The sequence below is a fragment of the Candidatus Thiodiazotropha sp. AKAK2 genome (assembly GCF_058244685.1).
In genome coordinates this window covers 1-18,104 of record NZ_JBSYOP010000025.1, presented here as the reverse complement: position 1 = coordinate 18,104, position 18,104 = coordinate 1, and the positions used below count along the sequence as shown (strand labels likewise).

General features: G+C 54.8%; 16 protein-coding genes. 5 read left to right on the top strand and 11 right to left on the bottom strand.

Annotated elements, in window-relative coordinates:
* Positions 1-15 precede the first annotated feature (15 nt).
* From AC4IE8_RS11330 to AC4IE8_RS11300, 7 genes are all read right to left on the bottom strand, one after another.
* The gene (locus AC4IE8_RS11330; protein ID WP_068994392.1) at positions 16-396 is read right to left on the bottom strand and encodes a VOC family protein; all 381 of its coding nucleotides are present in this window, start codon (positions 394-396) and stop codon (positions 16-18) included.
* Positions 397-541: 145 nt separating this feature from the next.
* Positions 542-1,129, bottom strand: a complete 588-nt coding sequence (locus tag AC4IE8_RS11325; RefSeq protein WP_490791047.1) for a hypothetical protein — start codon at positions 1,127-1,129, stop codon at positions 542-544.
* A gap of 998 nt (positions 1,130-2,127) precedes the next feature.
* Positions 2,128-2,370, bottom strand: a complete 243-nt coding sequence (locus AC4IE8_RS11320) for a hypothetical protein (protein WP_490791046.1) — start codon at positions 2,368-2,370, stop codon at positions 2,128-2,130.
* Between the two features lie 96 nt (positions 2,371-2,466).
* Positions 2,467-3,438: a peptidoglycan DD-metalloendopeptidase family protein gene (locus AC4IE8_RS11315; protein ID WP_068994404.1), complete on the bottom strand. Its 972-nt coding sequence runs from the start codon at positions 3,436-3,438 to the stop codon at positions 2,467-2,469.
* Between the two features lie 469 nt (positions 3,439-3,907).
* Positions 3,908-4,981: a glycosyltransferase gene (locus AC4IE8_RS11310; RefSeq protein WP_490791045.1), complete on the bottom strand. Its 1,074-nt coding sequence runs from the start codon at positions 4,979-4,981 to the stop codon at positions 3,908-3,910.
* Complete coding sequence (locus AC4IE8_RS11305; RefSeq protein ID WP_490791044.1) at positions 4,978-6,075, bottom strand: glycosyltransferase; 1,098 nt, start codon at positions 6,073-6,075, stop codon at positions 4,978-4,980. The genes AC4IE8_RS11310 and AC4IE8_RS11305 overlap by 4 nt, the downstream gene beginning before the upstream one ends.
* Complete coding sequence (locus AC4IE8_RS11300) at positions 6,072-7,139, bottom strand: glycosyltransferase family 9 protein (RefSeq protein WP_235615445.1); 1,068 nt, start codon at positions 7,137-7,139, stop codon at positions 6,072-6,074. The genes AC4IE8_RS11305 and AC4IE8_RS11300 overlap by 4 nt, the downstream gene beginning before the upstream one ends.
* Before the next feature lie 243 nt (positions 7,140-7,382).
* Here AC4IE8_RS11300 and AC4IE8_RS11295 point away from each other — a divergent pair, with 243 nt between their 5' ends.
* The 5 genes from AC4IE8_RS11295 (at position 7,383) to AC4IE8_RS11275 (ending at position 12,186) form a co-directional block, all read left to right on the top strand.
* Entirely contained in the window at positions 7,383-8,468 is a 1,086-nt protein-coding gene (locus tag AC4IE8_RS11295) for a glycosyltransferase (protein ID WP_490791043.1), read from the top strand.
* A gap of 138 nt (positions 8,469-8,606) precedes the next feature.
* The gene (locus tag AC4IE8_RS11290) at positions 8,607-9,986 is read left to right on the top strand and encodes an O-antigen ligase family protein (RefSeq protein ID WP_068994414.1); all 1,380 of its coding nucleotides are present in this window, start codon (positions 8,607-8,609) and stop codon (positions 9,984-9,986) included.
* Complete coding sequence (locus AC4IE8_RS11285; protein WP_068994418.1) at positions 9,979-10,404, top strand: GFA family protein; 426 nt, start codon at positions 9,979-9,981, stop codon at positions 10,402-10,404. Before AC4IE8_RS11290 ends, AC4IE8_RS11285 begins: the two co-directional genes overlap by 8 nt.
* On the top strand, positions 10,401-11,516 hold the full coding sequence (locus AC4IE8_RS11280; RefSeq protein ID WP_068994421.1) for a glycosyltransferase: 1,116 nt from the start codon (positions 10,401-10,403) through the stop codon (positions 11,514-11,516). Before AC4IE8_RS11285 ends, AC4IE8_RS11280 begins: the two co-directional genes overlap by 4 nt.
* 4 nt (positions 11,517-11,520) lie before the next feature.
* Positions 11,521-12,186, top strand: coding sequence for a sulfotransferase family 2 domain-containing protein (locus AC4IE8_RS11275; protein ID WP_068994424.1), 666 nt, complete (start codon positions 11,521-11,523; stop codon positions 12,184-12,186).
* A gap of 153 nt (positions 12,187-12,339) precedes the next feature.
* Here the strand turns inward: AC4IE8_RS11275 and AC4IE8_RS11270 are convergent, their stop codons facing one another.
* The 4 genes from AC4IE8_RS11270 to AC4IE8_RS11255 all read right to left on the bottom strand — a co-directional run bounded on the left by AC4IE8_RS11270 (position 12,340) and on the right by AC4IE8_RS11255 (position 17,921).
* Complete coding sequence (locus AC4IE8_RS11270) at positions 12,340-14,505, bottom strand: S8 family serine peptidase (protein ID WP_068994427.1); 2,166 nt, start codon at positions 14,503-14,505, stop codon at positions 12,340-12,342.
* A 3-nt stretch (positions 14,506-14,508) separates the two neighbouring features.
* Positions 14,509-15,156, bottom strand: coding sequence for a hypothetical protein (locus AC4IE8_RS11265; protein WP_490791042.1), 648 nt, complete (start codon positions 15,154-15,156; stop codon positions 14,509-14,511).
* Positions 15,157-15,664: 508 nt separating this feature from the next.
* Complete coding sequence (locus tag AC4IE8_RS11260) at positions 15,665-16,783, bottom strand: glycosyltransferase (RefSeq protein WP_068994432.1); 1,119 nt, start codon at positions 16,781-16,783, stop codon at positions 15,665-15,667.
* On the bottom strand, positions 16,776-17,921 hold the full coding sequence (locus tag AC4IE8_RS11255; protein ID WP_490791041.1) for a glycosyltransferase: 1,146 nt from the start codon (positions 17,919-17,921) through the stop codon (positions 16,776-16,778). The genes AC4IE8_RS11260 and AC4IE8_RS11255 overlap by 8 nt, the downstream gene beginning before the upstream one ends.
* Positions 17,922-18,104: the final 183 nt, after the last annotated feature.

Here is an 18,104-nt window from a genome sequence, read left to right as displayed (position 1 = left end):
ATTTTTAGTGGACATTTAACCTTCTGAGTGAAGCCCGAACATATTACCCTCAGTATCGATTACGATCGAAATAAAACCATATTCGCCAATAGACATCTTGGCCTGATGTATCCGCCCTCCGGCCTTCTCCACACGTGACTCCTCTGTCGCACAGTCTTCACAACCGAAATAGACCAGTGTGCTGTTACCACCAGCAGAGAATCCCTCCATCTTCACCAGCGCACCAGGAGCCCCATAACGCTCCATATCTGAAGGAAATGACCACATCTCCACCCCTGATTCGGTTGGAACAACGAGTTTTTCCAGGGAAGTATCAAGCACCGTCTGGTAAAAGTTTTTTGCTCTCTCCATATCGTCCACATAGATCTCAAACCAGCCTACAGGATTGTTTTCCATTGCATTTCCTCTTGTTGAATCCAAGTGCGTAACAGTTTGATGCCCCTTCTGGTAAAAGTGTAGACCAATCGAAATTCGGCTAACCGCCAGGATCAGCATCCATGCAAGCGAATCGGCTTGGTTGACCCCGTAGCTGCCTGGAATGTTAGAGTCTGAAATAGACAGCACCGTCCACGATAGCAAAGTCAGCACCGCTTTTTAAATGAAATCCCCTTCCAAGCACCAGGTAGCCTTCAGCCTCAACCGGCAGCCCCTCCTTGCCACCCACCAACATACCGCTGTTGATAGTCTGATACTCGACAAACTCATTTGAAAAGCCTCTCCCGGCCCTTGGCGCAGGATCATGTATTACCAAATGCTCGGCATCTGCACCAACCAAGGTCACCCAGTGACCTCCCAATCGTCGATACTCATTCCTTGTCTTATCGTATCGATACCACCCGACATTCAACCAGGCAGCAGATCGGTTGGATATAGCGTTTTTCAGTTTGTTTATTTCGGGACGAAGTATCCCTGTCGAATATTTCGAAGCGTGTTTTCTCCAACCTTGATACTCCAGCTTTGAATAACCACCAAACAACTCTTTAGCGATCTTATCGACACCACGCAGTACCCCTGTGGTTCCGGTACCATTTTTAAGACTGGTATTCATATACTCGGAAGAGGCAAGTAACGCGATCATCTCATTCTGTTCCTGAGCGCGGCCACTCAGCAGAACAAATGAGTTAGACACAGCAACTGGAGCACAAAACTGATGCCCGTTACCACTACCAGAATAGGTGACATCTGTTTGGGTAAAATCGGGAATTTGATTGATATAGGCAAGATCGGCCAGACCTGCCAGCGGATACAAACACAACAGTATAATCGGATAGAATATTTTCATTGTTCTTATTTGCCGCCTACTTTAACTGCTTATCATCCACGCCGAATCACCAAACAAAATGGCGTACGCTGTCACTCATCTCTATGAAACCCCTTGATCCTGAAACCACTTTTTCTTTTTTTTGCCGTACGGATCGAATCGAGCATTATCATGAGTGATATCCCCGAAAAAATCAGAGCAAACAGCACGCTCTCAATAAAACCAAGATAGTGAACACTGACAAATACCAAGACACAAAACGCCGCAAAAAGAACCAAAACTGTAAAACTCAACGGCCTTGGTTTTTCCCATATTCTACCAAGTGGTAGTTTTGTGAATAGAATCCTGTAGAGTTTGCTACCGGCGTGCTTGGCTTTTCCACTTCGGCTACGCGTCATTTTATACTACCCTAATCTCTGTCGAGCTCCTGGCTCCTTAAGCTTCAACACGGATAACAGCTTCTCTCGATCCCTGCCACTCAAGGAACCAAGCGGCACACAACATCATCATGGATCGTATTGAGTTTTCTACCGAACCACATAGACTGCAGTGGTACCTCTTAACGCTACACCGTATATCATTCACGTTCAGAGTATCGTTGTCGATCTCAAAAACAGGCGTTCTTGGTTGCTTATGGGCTGTATAAATAACGCACCCTAAAAGCACATAGAGGAAAACATTTGAAGCCAACAGATGGACAAACTCTTTTCCATGAACACCGGAGCCAGTAAACTTAAACACAGAATTATCGGCGTTAGAAGATAAATCAGTCTGAGATAGGCTGATTGAACTAAAACTTCATACCGACTCCTTGTACTAAACATCAACACCTGAAAGAAAAAACCTTTGGATCCATCACAGCCAGGCTACTCCCCTCCACATCCACCTCCATCACCACTTCCATCGCCAAAACCACCAGTATCACCGCCATACCTCCCATCAGCCTCTCGACCGATACCGGCTTTTATAACCAACCAAAAGCCAAATGCACCGATCGAGACAAAGAGTAATATTGGCGCCATGATGCTTCTGAGCAGACTATCAGACGCCAAATCTATGAAATACCATGAAACGAAAACAGACAGGACTATTGCAATTAGAGACTTCATAATGCATCCACCTTATCAATGACGGCTGACCACCAAGCACTGCGACTGAATCCATACTATGAGATTCATCACTTCAACAATAAAAATATAACCAGTTCATTCCTGCCAACATGCGTAAGGCCAGATCATCTTCGTATCCACAGGCCATACCCCACCCTCTTCAAGTCTGTACGCGATAGAGACACCCTTTCGGTTTTCCGCGAGAGCTTTCAAAGATTCAGAGTCCACCGGCATACTGCCACGAAAAAGTGCATTTGGATCCATCCAATATCCATCTACGGGAATCAAGACGCTACCAGTATCGTAATATTCCGGGCGACCTGAATAGAGAATATCGAAATGCAGGGCCGGTCGACGCGATCTGCCCCTGCAAGGTCTGTTCTTGAGCTCGCAACCGAGCAATCCCGTATTACCCGTCTCACCCAATACATCGCCCATCGCTACCGTTTCACCGATTGTTAACCCTGGCAGGGAATCAAAATGGGTATAACGTGAATAGAGGTAGAGAGGCAAACCACTCTGCTCTGGCGTGTGTCTGAGTACAACCTCGATACCGCGTGGATTGGTCCTGGCCGCATCATAGATCGCCACAACTTCACCCGCCATCACAGCCAGAATCGGCGTACCAAAGGGTGCAGGCAGATCAATACCACCGTGATAAGCCTCTTTCGGTCGCTTATGAGAGTAGTCCATGGCATAGGTCTCATCGATACCACGGCAGGCAATTCCTTTCGGCCAGACAGGATAGAGGCCTGTAGGAATCAAACCTTTCTCTTTAAGATCCTGGGGGTCGTCAAATTTCGACCTTCTGATAGCACTGATTGTTTTATTGTCAGGCAGACTCCCCGGATTCACACCCTCAACAGCTTCACCAAAAAAGCGCTTCAACTCAGTTATATCGAGATAGTTATCGCCATCAAAGTCGATTCGCTTGAATAGTCGTTTTTTTCGCCATTCGTCATAACTGAGTCGGTTATCCCCATCCCGATCCATTTTTTTCAATGCGCCGGCAGCCGACTTTGCTTCAGCAACCAGACTTGTAGAGGAGAGGGCTGTCAGCAGAAGCATTAAGATCCAATAATTTGTTCGTGTAGCTATCAGCTTCATTTTTACAATTTGCTTGAGTCGTATTGTGCCAGGAGCATACTTGTAACAATAAGCGCTACAAGCTGAATTGACTGCATGACTAATAGGGTATCAGCAGTTCTTGAATCCATCTGGTAAAGCCTCTTTCCTTCCATCACAATCCCCTATATCAATAGCCGAATCAGCTTCCTTCCCTGCAATCCACAGTAATAACCATTCAACTTCAGGCGCCAGAAAACAACCTAGGCAAATCAACAATCGTCAGATCAAGATTCAATCCAATCACTGATTTCCAACACTAACACTCATCTATCATATTATGAGCGATTAACATCGCACGATCCGATAAGCGACAGCGTACAGGCCTCTTTAATCAACTAACCACATTCCTAACAATATCATTTCGCTTACAAAAAACACGAGCTAACCCGGCAAACTTAAAACAACCCTCTCATCGTCCACTAAGTAGATTCGTGTAAAGCTCCAGATAGGCCCGCATGATCGGCTGTTTGGCAAACTCCTGTTGGGCCCGTTGCAATCCCCTGTCCGCCATCGATTTCCGCAAACTCTCATCCTTCAGAGCCTGCTCAATATATATTGCTAGTGAGTTCGAATTTTCGCATTCGAACAGCAGCCCATCCTCACCATGCTGCATTACCTCTCTTGCTCCCATGGAAGCCGAGGTGACAAGGGGCCTGTTATATCCCCAAGCCTCTATCATGACATTGCCGAAAGGCTCCGCATTGGTGGAAGGAAAGACAATCAAATCAGCGAGCCGATAGTAGGCATCCGGATTGAGTTGCCAACCCGTCCAGACAATGCGTTGATCGATATTAAGTTGCTCTGCCTGCTGGTGCAGATCATCTTTGAGTGGCCCATCACCAAGAATGACCTGCCAGACAGGTCGGTCAGCGATCTCATCCGGTAGTTTAGCCAGGGCATCGAGCAGAAAGCGGTGGCCTTTGAAGAGAACAAATCTACCCGGGGTCATCAGTACCCAGGCATCCTCAGGTATGCCCAGCTCAGCTTTCAGGCCTGCCGGGGCCGGTCCAGGTTCAGGCAGTTCAGCGAAGTTGTAGATATGGAACACCTGTTGACTGGAAAAACCGGCATCGATCAGATAGTCACAAATCCCTTTGGTGTTACCGATCCAAGCGTCGGCGTGTCGGTAACCATCTACTTTGTAGTAACCGCCCAAACGAGCGACATGCACAGCACCACTCTGTTTCGGCAGATGGGTGAGCCGGGTTGCCCTCCCCATGTAGGTCTGCACGAGCTGTGGTTGGCGCTGTTTGATCAGCTGCTTCACTTCGTATTTCGACAGCGGATCCCAAACCGTGCGCATTCCCAGTGGATGACAGCTCAGGTTGCCCCAGTGCTCTCCATCAAGTTCACTGTCCCGGCGCACACCGATCTCGGTTGGATGGCCAAGCTTCTCCAGCTCCAGGGAGAAGCGCTGGAACCAGCGCTCCGCACCACCGAAGGATTTGCTGCCGATGATCTGTAGGCTTTTGATCTCGCTCATGGGGTGTTATCTGTGTTGAGCAAGCCTTGGTAGACGGCCAGGTTACCCTCCACCATCTGTTCCACCGAGAAACTTCTACGCATCTTCTCTCTCCCCGACTCACCCATCTCCCGGCGCAGGGACTCATCGCCCAGCAGTTGCTCCACCGCATCCCCAAGGACCTCCACACTGCCACCAGGAACCAGGCGGCCATTGACACCATCCTCGACCACTTCAGGCATACCACCGGCATCCACCGCCACGATCGGCAATCCGGCACTGGCCGCTTGCAACAGGGCGATTCCCAGCCCTTCCATCAGCGCCGGATGTACCAGCAGATCGAGACAGGGGTAGATCTCTGCCAGATCCTGGCGGAATCCGGCCAACTGTACATGGGATTGCAGGCCACGCCGCACGATCTCATCCCTCAGCTCCTCCTGTAGCGGCCCTTTGCCGAAAATCAACCAGCGAAGATTGGGGTAGCGCTGTATCAGTCTGGGCATCGCCTGCATCAGAAAGCGATGACCCTTGCGACTGATCAACTGAGCGACGGTGGCCATCACCAGGGTATCTTCGGGCAGATTGAATTCCGCTCTGAACCAGCTTTTGTCACAGGACTTCTGATAGGCCTCCACATCCACCGCACTGCGTACACAGGCCAATTTCTCCGCGGCCACCCCCTCTTCGAGGAGCACATCGGCGATCCCCTGGGAGATGGCGATCACCCGGTCGTAAAGCGCGTATTTCAACCTCACCACAGCGGGGGGTTCCGGGTTGTCCACCCGTCGGGAGAGCACGGTTCTGATACCGCTCCAGCGGCCTGCAATACCACCCAGCAGATCGGCACCCCGGCGACTGTGCAGATGCAACAGATCAGGCTCAACCTGACGAATGATCCGGCGCATTCGCCAGATAAATCCAAGATCGAGATCACCCCGCATCGGCACTTCGTAAACCTCAGCCACACTCTCTTTCACTGTACGGCCGATAGCACTGCCGATCGGACAGACCAGATGTGACTCCACCCCATGCTGCTGTAGACCGGCGAGCAGATAGCTGACCTGTTTGGCGCCGCCGTATAGGTGCTGACCTGTCTCCACATGCAGAATTTTCACTGACCGCCTCCGTTGAAACCGGGCAGACGGTCGGCCCGCGCCACGATCTCCGCTGCTGTAATCTCAGCCATGCAATCGAACGAACCATGGCAGGTCGGTTTACGTTTGCAGGGGGAACAGCGGCGGGGATGGTAGATCACTTGCGCGTTCTCATGGGTTGTATCCAGATAGGGTCGGGTGGAACCGAACAGACAGAGGGTCGGCCGGCTCATGGCGATGCCGATGTGCGTCAGACCCGTATCGACACCCACAACCAGTGAGCCTCTGGCAATCAACGCCGCCGCCTGTCGAAGAGTGGTCTCCCCCACCAGATTGATCAATCCCTCGTCTGAGGCTTTGATCTCCGCTGCCGGCTGACGATCTCCCGGACCACCAAGCATCACCACCGGCAATTGCCAGTTCTGCGCTACCTGTTCTAACAACGCTTGCCATGAAGCATTGAACCAGTGTTTCTGTGGCCGGGTGGTAAAGGGACAGATTACCACGAATCCCCGCTTCAGCTGATGCTTTTCGATGAGCTGATCCGCAGAGACCCGATCCTCATCGGAGAGCCCCACATGCATCTCGAACCGATCCACAGGCAGACCCAGCTGCTCTGCCAGATAGAGATACTCGGAACCGATCCGTCTCGGCTCACCTCCCTTCTCCACCGTGGCGGTCATCAGATACTGACTGCCCTCTCTGGAACCCAACCCAATCCGTTGAGCAGCACCGGAGAACCAGGTCAGCAGACCGCTTTTCAACAACCCCTGGACATCCAGGGCCAGCTCGAAGTCCCGCTCCCGTAATGAACGGCGGAAGCTTGCCACCTCCCGCCAGAGGGTCAGCCAGCGGCGCTCTTTCCACAGGGTCTGCCATCTGGCTCTGGGCCAGATCACCACTTCATCCAGCTCCGGATGGTGTTCCAACAGGGCTTTTGATTCCGGCTGCACCAGCCAGCTTATGCGGGCCGCAGGATAGCGTTGTCGCAGGGCGTGGATCAGTGGCGAGGCGAACACGATATCCCCAATCGCACTGAGGCGCACGATCAGAATCGACGGATTGTCATGCTCAGGGATTTTCACATTGGATCCGATGTTGGTTGTTCGTCGACTTCATGGAGCTCTGAGTCTGGCGCGGATTTAATTACAACCGGATATATTACAAGCAGCTTGGGGATTATGTTAGTGTTAACCCTTAATGGAAGTCCTGATTAATCTCTCATTCCGATGAAAACCGGTTTCCCTGTGGATGAATAGCTCGATTCAGACATCTGCCGGGATGAGGATGAATCAATCAGCACTTCCTTATTTTTATAAATAACATCAATGCTGAACACTGACATTCCTGATCTGATCTATCTGGGCCGCAGTCGGCTGCATCGCAACCGTGCCAATCTGATCCAGACCCTGCACACAGTGGCGGCACTAACCGAACTGGGTATCGACACCCGTCTCTATCTCCCCCCTTGGCATCGACCGGTGACCCCACAGCAACGCTGTGATGAGATGGGCATCACCAGTAAGATCGATATCCGTGCCAGCCAGTGGCTGCATCGGCGCTGGCCTTTGTCACTCTTCCCGCGTCTGCATAAACGCATGCTCAGCCGGGCGAAAGCGGTCTATGTACGCTCCCCCGAGTTGAGTCTCGGACTTGCCTCCCAGAGGATCAGGCACCATTTCGAGGTGCACACCCTGCAGCCGATGATACAGCGAAACCAGTTGTCTCAAGTGATCGAGCTGCACCGTCAGGGGATAATCGATCAACTGTTGCCGATCAGCCGCAACGCTGCTGATGCCCTGATCGAGGCGGGTGCGGATGAACAGCGAATCCATATCAGCCCCTCCGGGGTTGAGCTTGAGACATTTCAAAAAGTGCCTGAATTCAACAGCAATGACCTGAACAATCCGAGGATCGTCTATCTCGGACGCATCAGTCGGGACCGGGGCCTGGATATTCTGACCCGAATTGCGCAGGCTGAACTTGGACAGGTAGTGCTGGTTGGCGATTGCGATGATCCGATACCCAACCACCCGGCACTGCAGCACCGACCCAGCGTCCCCCACCGGGAAGTGGCCAAGCTCTACGGCGAGAGCGAGCTGGTGGTGCTACCCTACCAGGCCGACCTGAGCCATGCGGACGGGATCAGCCCAATGAAGCTGTTCGAAGCGATGGCGGCGGGACGGCCGATCATTGCCAGTGATATTCCGCCGTTGCGGGAGATTCTTCAGTCTGGGCGTAATGCCCTGCTGGCCGATCCGGCCGATCCGGATGCCTGGGTGCAACAGGTGGCTGAATTGAGAGATAATCCGCAGCTGGCCAAGCGAATCGCTCTGCAGGCGCGTGAAGATGCGGCTGCCTACAGTTGGCCGAACCGGGCGGCAGGCATTGCCAGAGCCATCGGTCTCCTATGATATCATTAGCCCGGCGCCTTGATAGGCCATGTTCAGGGCTTCAGACAGGCACACTTCGGCTGAACACGGCCTATGCCGGCGCCGGGTCAATAATAAGAAAACTATAAGAACGACATAACTATTAGAAACGCAGAAACCATGTTGCAAGCCCTTAGTCCCTATTTCAAACCGAGCCGTTTAGCCGACTCGAAACTGCAGCAGGCCAGTGATTGGATTGGTGTGCTCGGGCTCTATATCTTCTCCTTTTTCAGCCTGCTGAGTATCGCCGGGGCCAACCTGGGGCTGGGGCTGATGCTAATCGGCCTGCTCCTCTCGAGTGACGCCTGGCGACGCCTGCCGCGACAGTTTCTGTTCTGGTCCTGCCTGCTGATCATCGCCTATATCGCCTACCGGGGCAGCGAAGCCATGGCCGAAATTCCACTCGACCACAAGACCCAGGCCAATCAGGCGAGGGACTGGGCATTGTTGTTTCTGTTCTTTATCCCCGCCTGGTGGCTCAGTCAGTCTCCGAGGCGAATCCCGACCGCCCTGGGCCTGATATTGGCCGGATTCACCCTCGGCATCCTCAGCGCACTGGACGGGGAGTCCCTCTCTCAACTGCTGCAGGGGGAGCGTTCCGGCATGCATTTTGGCAAGCCGATCATCTTCGGCTTTGATTGTGCAGCGGTGATCCTTGGATTGATCGTCCTGGCGATCTACCGACTCAACCCCCAGCTGAAACAGAACCGAAGTCAGCAGATCCTACTGGTTGTGCTGATCATTCTGGGTATACTCTTCTACACCCAGGGGCTGATCATCAGCCAATCCCGCGGGGTCTGGCTGGCTCTCTTTTTTGCCCTGCCCACCATCTTTCTGACACTCAAGTTCACTCGCCAGAGCAAGAAACAGCCAAAGGTCTCACTGCTGATGCCCCTGGCTGCGGTGGGCCTGGTGCTGGCGCTGATCCTGGCACTCAACTGGGACACCATTCAGGCCAGAGTCTCAACCGAGCAGACCGAGCTGGGCACGGTGGTCAGCGAGGGCCTGGATGAGGCCCCTCTCACCGCTTCCACCTATCGGTTGCATCTGTGGGAGTTCGGACTCAACAAATGGCTGGAGCGCCCTTTTACCGGCTGGGGGCCTGGCACCACCCATGCTCTGGTGGAAGCGGAGAACAACCCCAACCTGAAGGACCACCGGGATATCGGCTTCGACCATCTGCACAACGCCTATCTGGAGGTGGTGTTTCAGCTCGGGCTGGTGGGCATCATGATCATCGCCCTGATCTGCGGCCTGATGATCTCGAAAATCATGGAGGCGTTTCGCCGCCAGCGGATCTCGATCTACTTCCTCGCCTTCCTGTTCAGCAACTTCATGTTGATTGCCATCTATAGCCTGACCGACTTTCGCCATCTACACTGGAATTGGCGCTTCTACTGGCTGATAATCGCCGGCTGTACCTATGCCTTTACCCTGATGACCTTCAGGCCACACCTGGAGCGCCAGTACCGATCCCCCAAGAGGCGTGACGATGAGTGAAGACCAAACCATTGCCACCGGCCGCTGTCTGTGCGGCGCGGTAAGTTATCAGATCAAGGGAAACCTGGGAATATTTCAATATTGCCACTGCTCCCGTTGCCGCAAATTCACCGGCAGTGCCTTTGCAGCCAACCTGTTTGTCTCACCGAAGCAGTTTGAATGGCTGAGCGGCGAGGCGCTGGTGGGGCGTTTCGAACTGAGCGAGGCGAAACACTTTGCCACCGGTTTCTGCAAACAGTGCGGCTCCTCTCTGCCCTGGCGCTCCCAGAGCGGCAAGGCGGTAATCGTGCCTGCCGGTACCCTGGATGAGGATCCGGGTATCCATCCCTCGCAGAACGTCTTCACCACCTCTGCTGCTGACTGGTACGAAGAACCCTATACGCTACCCCATTACGATACCCTGCCCGGCAAGAAATGAGTGACAGCAAGGTATCGCCCCCGGATCTCGCTGTGCTTGTATCACTCTCCGGAGAGGGAGGCGTGGAACGAATGGTGTTGAATCTGGTCAACGCCATCGCTGAACAGGGAACCCGGGTCGACTTGCTGCTGATCAAGACCCGCAGCAAACACCTGGACGCACTCCATCCCCAAGTGAATCGCATCGATCTCGGCAGCAAGCATACCGCCACCAGCCTATGGCCGCTGCGCCGCTACCTGAAGCAGGCCAATCCACCGGCACTGCTGGCGGCGAAAGACCGGGCCGGTCGCATGGCCGTCATCGCCAGGGTACTGGCCGGGTCCGGCAAAACCCGACTGCTGATGCGACTGGGCACCAACCTGACCGCCGCACTGGCGCATAAATCCCCTTGGCGGATGCGCCTGCGACGCCTGCCGATCCGCCTGCTCTACCCGCACATCGACAGAATCGTTGCCGTTTCCGAAGGGGTTCGGCAGGATACCCTGACGGTCTCCGGGGTCGATCCACAAAAGGTCAGTGTGGTGCGCAACCCAGTGATCACCCCGCAACTGCAGACAGCCGCGGAAGCACCAGTACCTCACCCCTGGCTCGAGGATAGCGAAGTGCCGGTGATACTGGGCGCCGGACGCCTGACCCTGCAGAAAGATTTTCACACCCTGATCCAGGCGTTTGCCCAGCTCAGAGAAAGCCGTCCCTGCCGCTTGATCATCCTTGGTGACGGACGGCAGAAAACACCCTTGTTGGAACTGGCTGAAAGCCTCGGCGTGACAGCCGATCTGGACTTCCCCGGTTTCACCTCGAACCCCTACGCCTACATGAAACGGGCACAGCTGTTTGTACTCTCATCACGTTGGGAGGGTTCACCGAACGTACTCACTGAGGCGATGGCTCTGGGGGTACCGGTGGTCTCCACGAACTGTCCCAGCGGCCCGAACGAAATCCTCGATCAAGGTCGAATCGCACCGCTTGTCCCGGTTGGCGATCACCAGGCCCTGGCGGCGGCGATGGGGAAAGTACTCGACTCACCACCACAGGGAGAGCGGCTGCGTGAGGCTGTTGCAGAATACCGCGCTGAGATCAGCGCCACCCACTATTTAAAACTCATCGGTTGACACCATGCTGCTTTCCATCAAATACAATTTTCTGTTCGTCCACATCGCCAAGACCGGCGGCACCAGTGTCAGATCGGCCCTGCAGCCCCTGCGCTGGCGCGACCCCTGGTACTACCCGATGTTCCTCTGCTCCCGCTTCAGCCATCTGAGCGGGCACCGTATCGGCACCAAATTCCCCCGTCACTCAAGGATCGTCGCCGCCAAGGAGCTGCTGCCGGAAGATTTCTTCAACAATCTGTTCAAGTTCGCCATTGTGCGCAACCCCTGGGACCTGCAGGTCAGCTCTTACCATCACATCCGCCGGGAGCGGCCCCACCTGATCTCCCATATCGAGGACTTCGACCACTTCATCCGTTGGAAACTCGATCCGGAGCGGCCCTATCAATACCATGTGGACACCTCCATCCAATCCCAGCTCGACTACCTGATCGACCTGCAGGGCAAGATCCTGGTGGATTTCATCGGCCACTACGAAAATCTGGCGGAAGATTTCAAAACAATCACAACCCAACTCAAGCTCGATGACATCAGCCTGCCCCACAAACGCCGGGCAAAAGATCGCTCAAAGGATTATCGGGAGTACTATACGGACGACCTGGCGGAGCTGGTGGGCAACCACTTCAAACGCGACATCGAGGCGTTTGGGTACCATTTCGATCAGGCAAAGTGACTGCGGTTGGGCCGTATTACGGCTTGATTGCAAAACGGCCGACCGATGGACAAGGCAGATTGAAGTCGCCGTCGTCACAACCTGCGGACAACCCCGGGGCGAAGGCTTGAGTCAAGAAACTTCGGCCCGGGACGACCAGTTAATCACAAAACGTTACTGTGGACAGTTGACCGTGTATTCCCATGCGGTGCCACTGGTCCCCTCACAGTTTGGAACCACCTCAACCGCGATCACCGACGAGTTGCCCGAGTAGTTGATGGGCACTGTCTTTTCCTCACCCACACAACCGCTATCGAACAACAGCTCGCCTTCATAGTGCAAGCGCATGCGATCACGAATGCTGTAGGTTTCGTAGTAGAAATCGAAACTCCCAGAATTCTGGCCCAGCTCGATCTGACGGGTGTCGGGCGTATCACCCCCTGCATTCTGGGTACTGCTGCAGGCCTCCGGTTCACCGGTGCCATAAAACTTCAGACGCCAGGATTGTAGGCTACCGCTATCGCCGGTCACCCGATCCCGTACCGTCAAGGTCCAATCACCATCAGCGTCGCCCCCGAGGTGCCGTGCGCTGCCGAACACCCAGCCATTGAAACTGCTGCAGGTCACCCGAGTAAACAGCGGGAATCCGCTGGAACAGCCACGGGGCTCGGTAAGCAGACTCTGTGAGCCATCGGGACCGGTCAGCAGAACCTCAAGATCACCGGGCTCCGTATGGCTGGCGCTGAAGGTGATTTCAACATACTCAATATGGTCGATGCCGCTGTTGGATACGGTGATGGTACTGGTTGTTGTACCCATATCCGCGATCGGTTCATTCGGACTCTCCAGATCCGTCTCATGGGTTCGCTCCTGGCCGAGATTGGTCCAGCTGCGCGCCAATGCGACAGCCGCCTGTGCATCAGGAACACCAAAACCATACTTGTGATTGAAATTGTAACGGGGATTGGTTCCTGTGGTCAGCCAGCCGGAATCCGAGGCATGGTTTTTACGCGCAGTCTGGGCCAGGATCATGCGCACATCCCGCCAACCCAGATTGGGATTCGCTTCGAGTATCAGGCCAACCACACCGGAGACGACCGGTGCAGCGGCCGATGTCCCACTGAAGCAGGTATAACTGCGGTTCGATACATCGGCGGTTCCATCGGTGGAATCGTTGTAGGGCAATTCGCCGGTTCTATCGGTTGAGAGAACACAGTCTGCGCCCGGTGCACTGATCCACAGATTGGCGCCACTCTCGGAGAAGTCGGCTTGAAACCCATCGTTGTCAACGGCCCCCACCGCGATGACTCCGCGATTGTTCACATACCCGTCATGATTGGAATTATCGCCTCTTTCTGCCCCATTGCCTCCGGCAAACACATACACGATGCCTCGGCCGAAACGGCCGCTGGCGAGACCGGTTTGGATTGCGGATTCCCATAACGACGGTGGCGACTCGAGCATGCCGGTACTGTCGAACGAACCCCAGCTGTTACTGGATACCGCGTTGTCCACCGCATCACGTGACATGGCATCGGCTTTGTCCGCATCGGTATTGGTGAGGATTGCGTTATAGCCAATCAGACTGGCGCGAGGCGCGACACCACGCACACCCACCCCATTCAAATCCCGAGCCGCAATCAGTCCCGCTACCGCAGTACCATGGGCGAATGGGTCAGAAGCGCTGGGTTGTGGTGGCGATGGGTCCGTATCGTTGTTCTGATAGTCCCAGCTTTGATCCACCGCCACATTGGCGGCAAGATCTTCGTGGCCGATCTCCACGCCATCATCAACCACCACGATGCGTACACCACGGCCCTTGATCCCGTCCACATCCCATACTGGCTCAGCATTGATATCCTCTCCGGCGGTAGCACCACTCTGCCCGGTATTCTTGATGTGCCACTGCTGATCATAGAGCGGGTCCCCCTGAGTCAGGGTCAGATAGATCTCGGTATCGGCATTCATCGTTACCACACAACTGGTTCCGGCTCCGGAACAACCACCACCGCTCCACTCCTCAACGGCGTTGTCAGGGGCTGGATAGACGTTTAACGTCACACGGCTGCCACTGTCGAATCGTGCCGAGCAAACACTGTCGATTTCGCTGCAATTGATACCGCTTGGGGTAGAGATGATGCCGCCTTCCCCGTCTCCGGTAATGTTGATGGTCAGCAGAAAGGTCGTCAGTTGATCGATGATCTCATCTTCTACATCCTCATCATCTTCAACACCGCCGCAAGAGCCGAGCAGGCCCGTGGTTAACACCAATAGGAACCCGGCCAGCGGCCCCCACCTGAACCCGTTTGGATTCTGTTTCGATTGAATTGCGATCGTCATGTTCTAACGCCTTGAACTGGGTTTCCACCAATTGGGGGTTGCATTGACAACCTCACCGGACTCCCGCAACTGATTGGCGAGTTCCAGGGCTTCAATCCCTGGTGCGGTACGCAACAGATAGGTGTGTGCACCAATCGGTAAGCGGCGCTCGACTTCAAGGCCTTTGCGAATCAACCAATTGTCAATCTGGGGTTTCTCCCAGCTGGGATCGAGTGTCACAATCAGCCCACCGGGTAGCGCCCTTAATGGTCCCGCTTCTGTGGGAGAGTCGTGAAATACCGGTGAAAGCCTGCCGGCATACTGTTCGGACTTCGCCTGTTGCGTCACGTTTAGTGAGTTGCCGGACTCCAACCGCCAGAAGCGCACACTACCTTGAGCCGGGAACGCCGCCACATCCCGCCCGCTGTAACGCTGGCGCATCACGGATGCGGTGGCATCGGAAGATTCAAATTCTGCGATCAGGCTTGGATTGAGCCAGATGGTCCTGGGCTCGTCACCGTCGTACCAGACATATTGCTGCTGAAGTGTAGCGATGCTCTTATAGTTTTTGTGATTCAACGTACCAGCCGAGGGTCCGGCACAGGCCGAGGCGACGGTCATGAAAAAAATGATCGGCAGACAACAATCTCGTAGTGCTCGAAGATGTTTCATCTCAACTTCCCCCTATGCCGGATTGATTGCGATGACCTGCATCGCGTTCCCTTCAGGTCAGATCCAGACTCCCTGGAGGCCGAGCTAAAAACGGCCATCCAGGGAAGCTCTTAAGTGTCTTGGTTGTTTATTCTCGAACCCAGCGCACGGGTGAAACGACGTGGATCCTGAATGCGTGGCCCATTGAAACCGGACTCTACACATTTGACGGGATTCGACACAAAACGCCTCGCCACGTACAAATTAAACACTGTACAAAGATGCCAGAATAAAGGATTGAATAAAAGCTGATGTCCCGCCGGGAAGCGCCAAAACCCGAATAAAAATACTGAATTGATGATACAAAGAATTCTGAGGGTTTCTGCTTGAGGGTTTCATCAGCTTGTGCCGCTGGATTCCGGCCTGTGCTGGAATGAACACGACACACCTGGTCAGGCCAAAGTCAAATAGACCAGTATGCCGCTCATACACCCGGGATGATGGGTATCAGCCACTCAACACCGCTGGCTTACTGAGCCTCTGGCAATCCTATGGCCTTCAAATAGCTGGTGACACTTTTCTCCAACGTGTATGGCGCCGCTGCGGTCTGAAGCCGCTCCCTGGGCAACGGATTGTCCAACTGCCTGGCCATCGCATCGGCCAGGGCAGCCGGATCGCCCGGCGGCGCCAATGGCTCTCCAGGCAGATCCCCCAACAATTCCTCAGGACCACTCGGGCAACGGGTGGAAGCCACCGGTGTCCCGGCAGCCAGGGCTTCAACCAGCACCGCCCCCAATCCTTCCCATAAAGAGGAGAGCACAAACAGAGCCGAGGCCTTCATGTAGGGGTAGGGGCTGTCCACAAAGCCCGGCAATGAAACCCGTTGCTCCAGGCCCAGCTTTTTTACTTCGGCTTCGAGCCGCTCACGGGCACGCCCTTCACCAACGATCATCAGGCGGCAGTCATATCGATCCTTGAGCTGTGCGAATGCCCGTATCAGGGTGGTGAAATCTTTTCGGCGGCACAGCTCACCCACCCCAAGGATCACTCTCGGTTCACCAGGTTTGAACCAGGGATGGTCAAGTGGCTGATTCATCCGCTGATAGAAACTCGGTGTGATGATCGGGCTGGGCACCACTTCAATTCCCGCGCGCTCAACACCGATGTAGTCGGCAAAATCATCCGCCGCACCCTGAGATGGAACCAGGATAGTATCCGCATGACGATAGAGGTAGCGCATAGAGTTACGCTGCACGAAGCGATCGAAGCGACTGCGGCTGGCCAGGTTCGTACTCACCGTGGTGCCGCTGCGTACTGCCACCCGGGCACGATTACCGCTCAAGGCATTGGCCAACAGAGCGGTACGATTGACCCGGTCCTTGTCTGAGAGTAGAACCTCGGGACGGTACTGTTTCAGATAACGAATCAGCTCCGGCAGGGCGGGATAGACATGTTTGGCTTTAAACTCCACCACCCGCAGATTCTCCGGTAGAGGGTGATTCAGTTCTGGCCCATGGTTGTGGATCTTCAGCAAGTCGACCTGATAGCCCGCTTCGGCCATCCCCGGCAACAGATTTTTCGCCAGCCGGTCCACGCCACTGTGACCGGAGGTGGCAAGAAAGCAGGCGATACGGCGGGACTCAACCATCGACCGCCACTGGGGCTGTCAGGCCGAATGCAGCAAGATAGCTTCTGGCACTTCGCTCCAGGGTGTACTCACTCACGGCTGCCTGAAGCTTTTCAGGATCCGGTGGCTGATTCAGTGTTTGCAACATCGCCTCGGCCAGACCGTCCACATCGCCCACTTCGACTAACGGCGCCACTTCACCCGCCCGGGTAATCTCAAAGGGACCGGAGGGGCAGTCGGTGCTGACCGAGGGCGTGCCCAGAGCCAGTGCTTCGGTGAGCACGTTGGGGGATCCCTCCCACAGGGAGGAGAGTACAAACAGTCCGGCATGCTTCAGATAGACGTAGGGATTGTCGACAAAGCCGGCGAGACGAAAATCGTCCTCAATCGCCAACTGCCCGGCGAGCTGTTTCAACTGCGCCTCTTTATTGCCCTGGCCAAGAATCATCAGGCGGCAGGACTGCTGCTGTCGCACCTGGGCAAAGGCACGCAACAGGGTGGGAAAATCCTTTTGCCGGCGCAGTCCGCCGATACCGAGTATCACCGGCGGCTGGCCCTTCGCCAGCCAGGGATCCGGCAGCTCGGCCTTTGACTGTTGATAGAGCTCGGGGGTGATGGTTGGGTTTTTAATCACGTTGATCCGTTCCCGGGGGATACCACTCAACGCCATCACTTCATCCGCAACCCCCTGGGAGACCGCGACCACACCATCGGTCTGATTGAACAGCTTGACCAGATTGCGGGTCTTCAGCCAACGCCGCAACCAGCCCATGCCCCGTGCCTTCATACGGGAAACCAGGGCCGTGCCCGGGCGCAGGTAGAAGCGAGTCTTGCCATGGTGACGTTGCCGCGCCTGCATGGCGATCTCGTCATCCCGGGTCTTTGCCGTCAGCAGGATGTCGGGATCGTTCTGCTGCAGATAGTCGAGCAGCCTGGGCAGGGAGTCGCTCTGTTTGGCCACCGGAAACTTGATCACCCGGACATTCTCGGGCAGCAGATGGAGGTAGGGGGCATTGCTGTTTTTGATGATGAAATCGACCTTCACCCCGATCAGCGCCAAGCCTCTGGCTATATTGACCATCATGCGTTCAACGCCGCCGTCACCGAACTTCAGAATAAACAGACAGACGTGAGGAACAGGTTTGGATGAATCGGGCATGGGTTTATCTAATCCGGATAGCGCCATCAGTAGACAACAGTTGTATTAAGACAGCTTAGGCTCGGACCAAAATGGCAGTGAGTACAATCAAAGGATTTTGGTGGGGCGTGGGCCCCCCCCAAAGCCAGAAATGTAAAGGTTGGGGGGGGCCCGCCCCCCCACATGGGGGGTTATGTTAACGCC

Bases quoted from the DNA above. Each gene is read 5' to 3' on its own strand.
- AC4IE8_RS11280 (WP_068994421.1), top strand. From the start codon at position 10,401: ATGAGTGACAGCAAGGTATCGCCCCCGGATCTCGCTGTGCTTGTATCA.
- AC4IE8_RS11270 (WP_068994427.1), bottom strand. From the start codon at position 14,505: ATGACGATCGCAATTCAATCGAAACAGAATCCAAACGGGTTCAGGTGG.
- AC4IE8_RS11265 (WP_490791042.1), bottom strand. From the start codon at position 15,156: ATGAAACATCTTCGAGCACTACGAGATTGTTGTCTGCCGATCATTTTT.
- AC4IE8_RS11285 (WP_068994418.1), top strand. From the start codon at position 9,979: ATGAGTGAAGACCAAACCATTGCCACCGGCCGCTGTCTGTGCGGCGCG.
- AC4IE8_RS11315 (WP_068994404.1), bottom strand. From the start codon at position 3,438: ATGCTTCTGCTGACAGCCCTCTCCTCTACAAGTCTGGTTGCTGAAGCA.
- AC4IE8_RS11330 (WP_068994392.1), bottom strand. From the start codon at position 396: ATGGAAAACAATCCTGTAGGCTGGTTTGAGATCTATGTGGACGATATG.
- AC4IE8_RS11255 (WP_490791041.1), bottom strand. From the start codon at position 17,921: ATGCCCGATTCATCCAAACCTGTTCCTCACGTCTGTCTGTTTATTCTG.
- AC4IE8_RS11295 (WP_490791043.1), top strand. From the start codon at position 7,383: ATGCTGAACACTGACATTCCTGATCTGATCTATCTGGGCCGCAGTCGG.
- AC4IE8_RS11275 (WP_068994424.1), top strand. From the start codon at position 11,521: ATGCTGCTTTCCATCAAATACAATTTTCTGTTCGTCCACATCGCCAAG.
- AC4IE8_RS11320 (WP_490791046.1), bottom strand. From the start codon at position 2,370: ATGAAGTCTCTAATTGCAATAGTCCTGTCTGTTTTCGTTTCATGGTAT.
- AC4IE8_RS11260 (WP_068994432.1), bottom strand. From the start codon at position 16,783: ATGGTTGAGTCCCGCCGTATCGCCTGCTTTCTTGCCACCTCCGGTCAC.
- AC4IE8_RS11290 (WP_068994414.1), top strand. From the start codon at position 8,607: ATGTTGCAAGCCCTTAGTCCCTATTTCAAACCGAGCCGTTTAGCCGAC.
- AC4IE8_RS11310 (WP_490791045.1), bottom strand. From the start codon at position 4,981: ATGAGCGAGATCAAAAGCCTACAGATCATCGGCAGCAAATCCTTCGGT.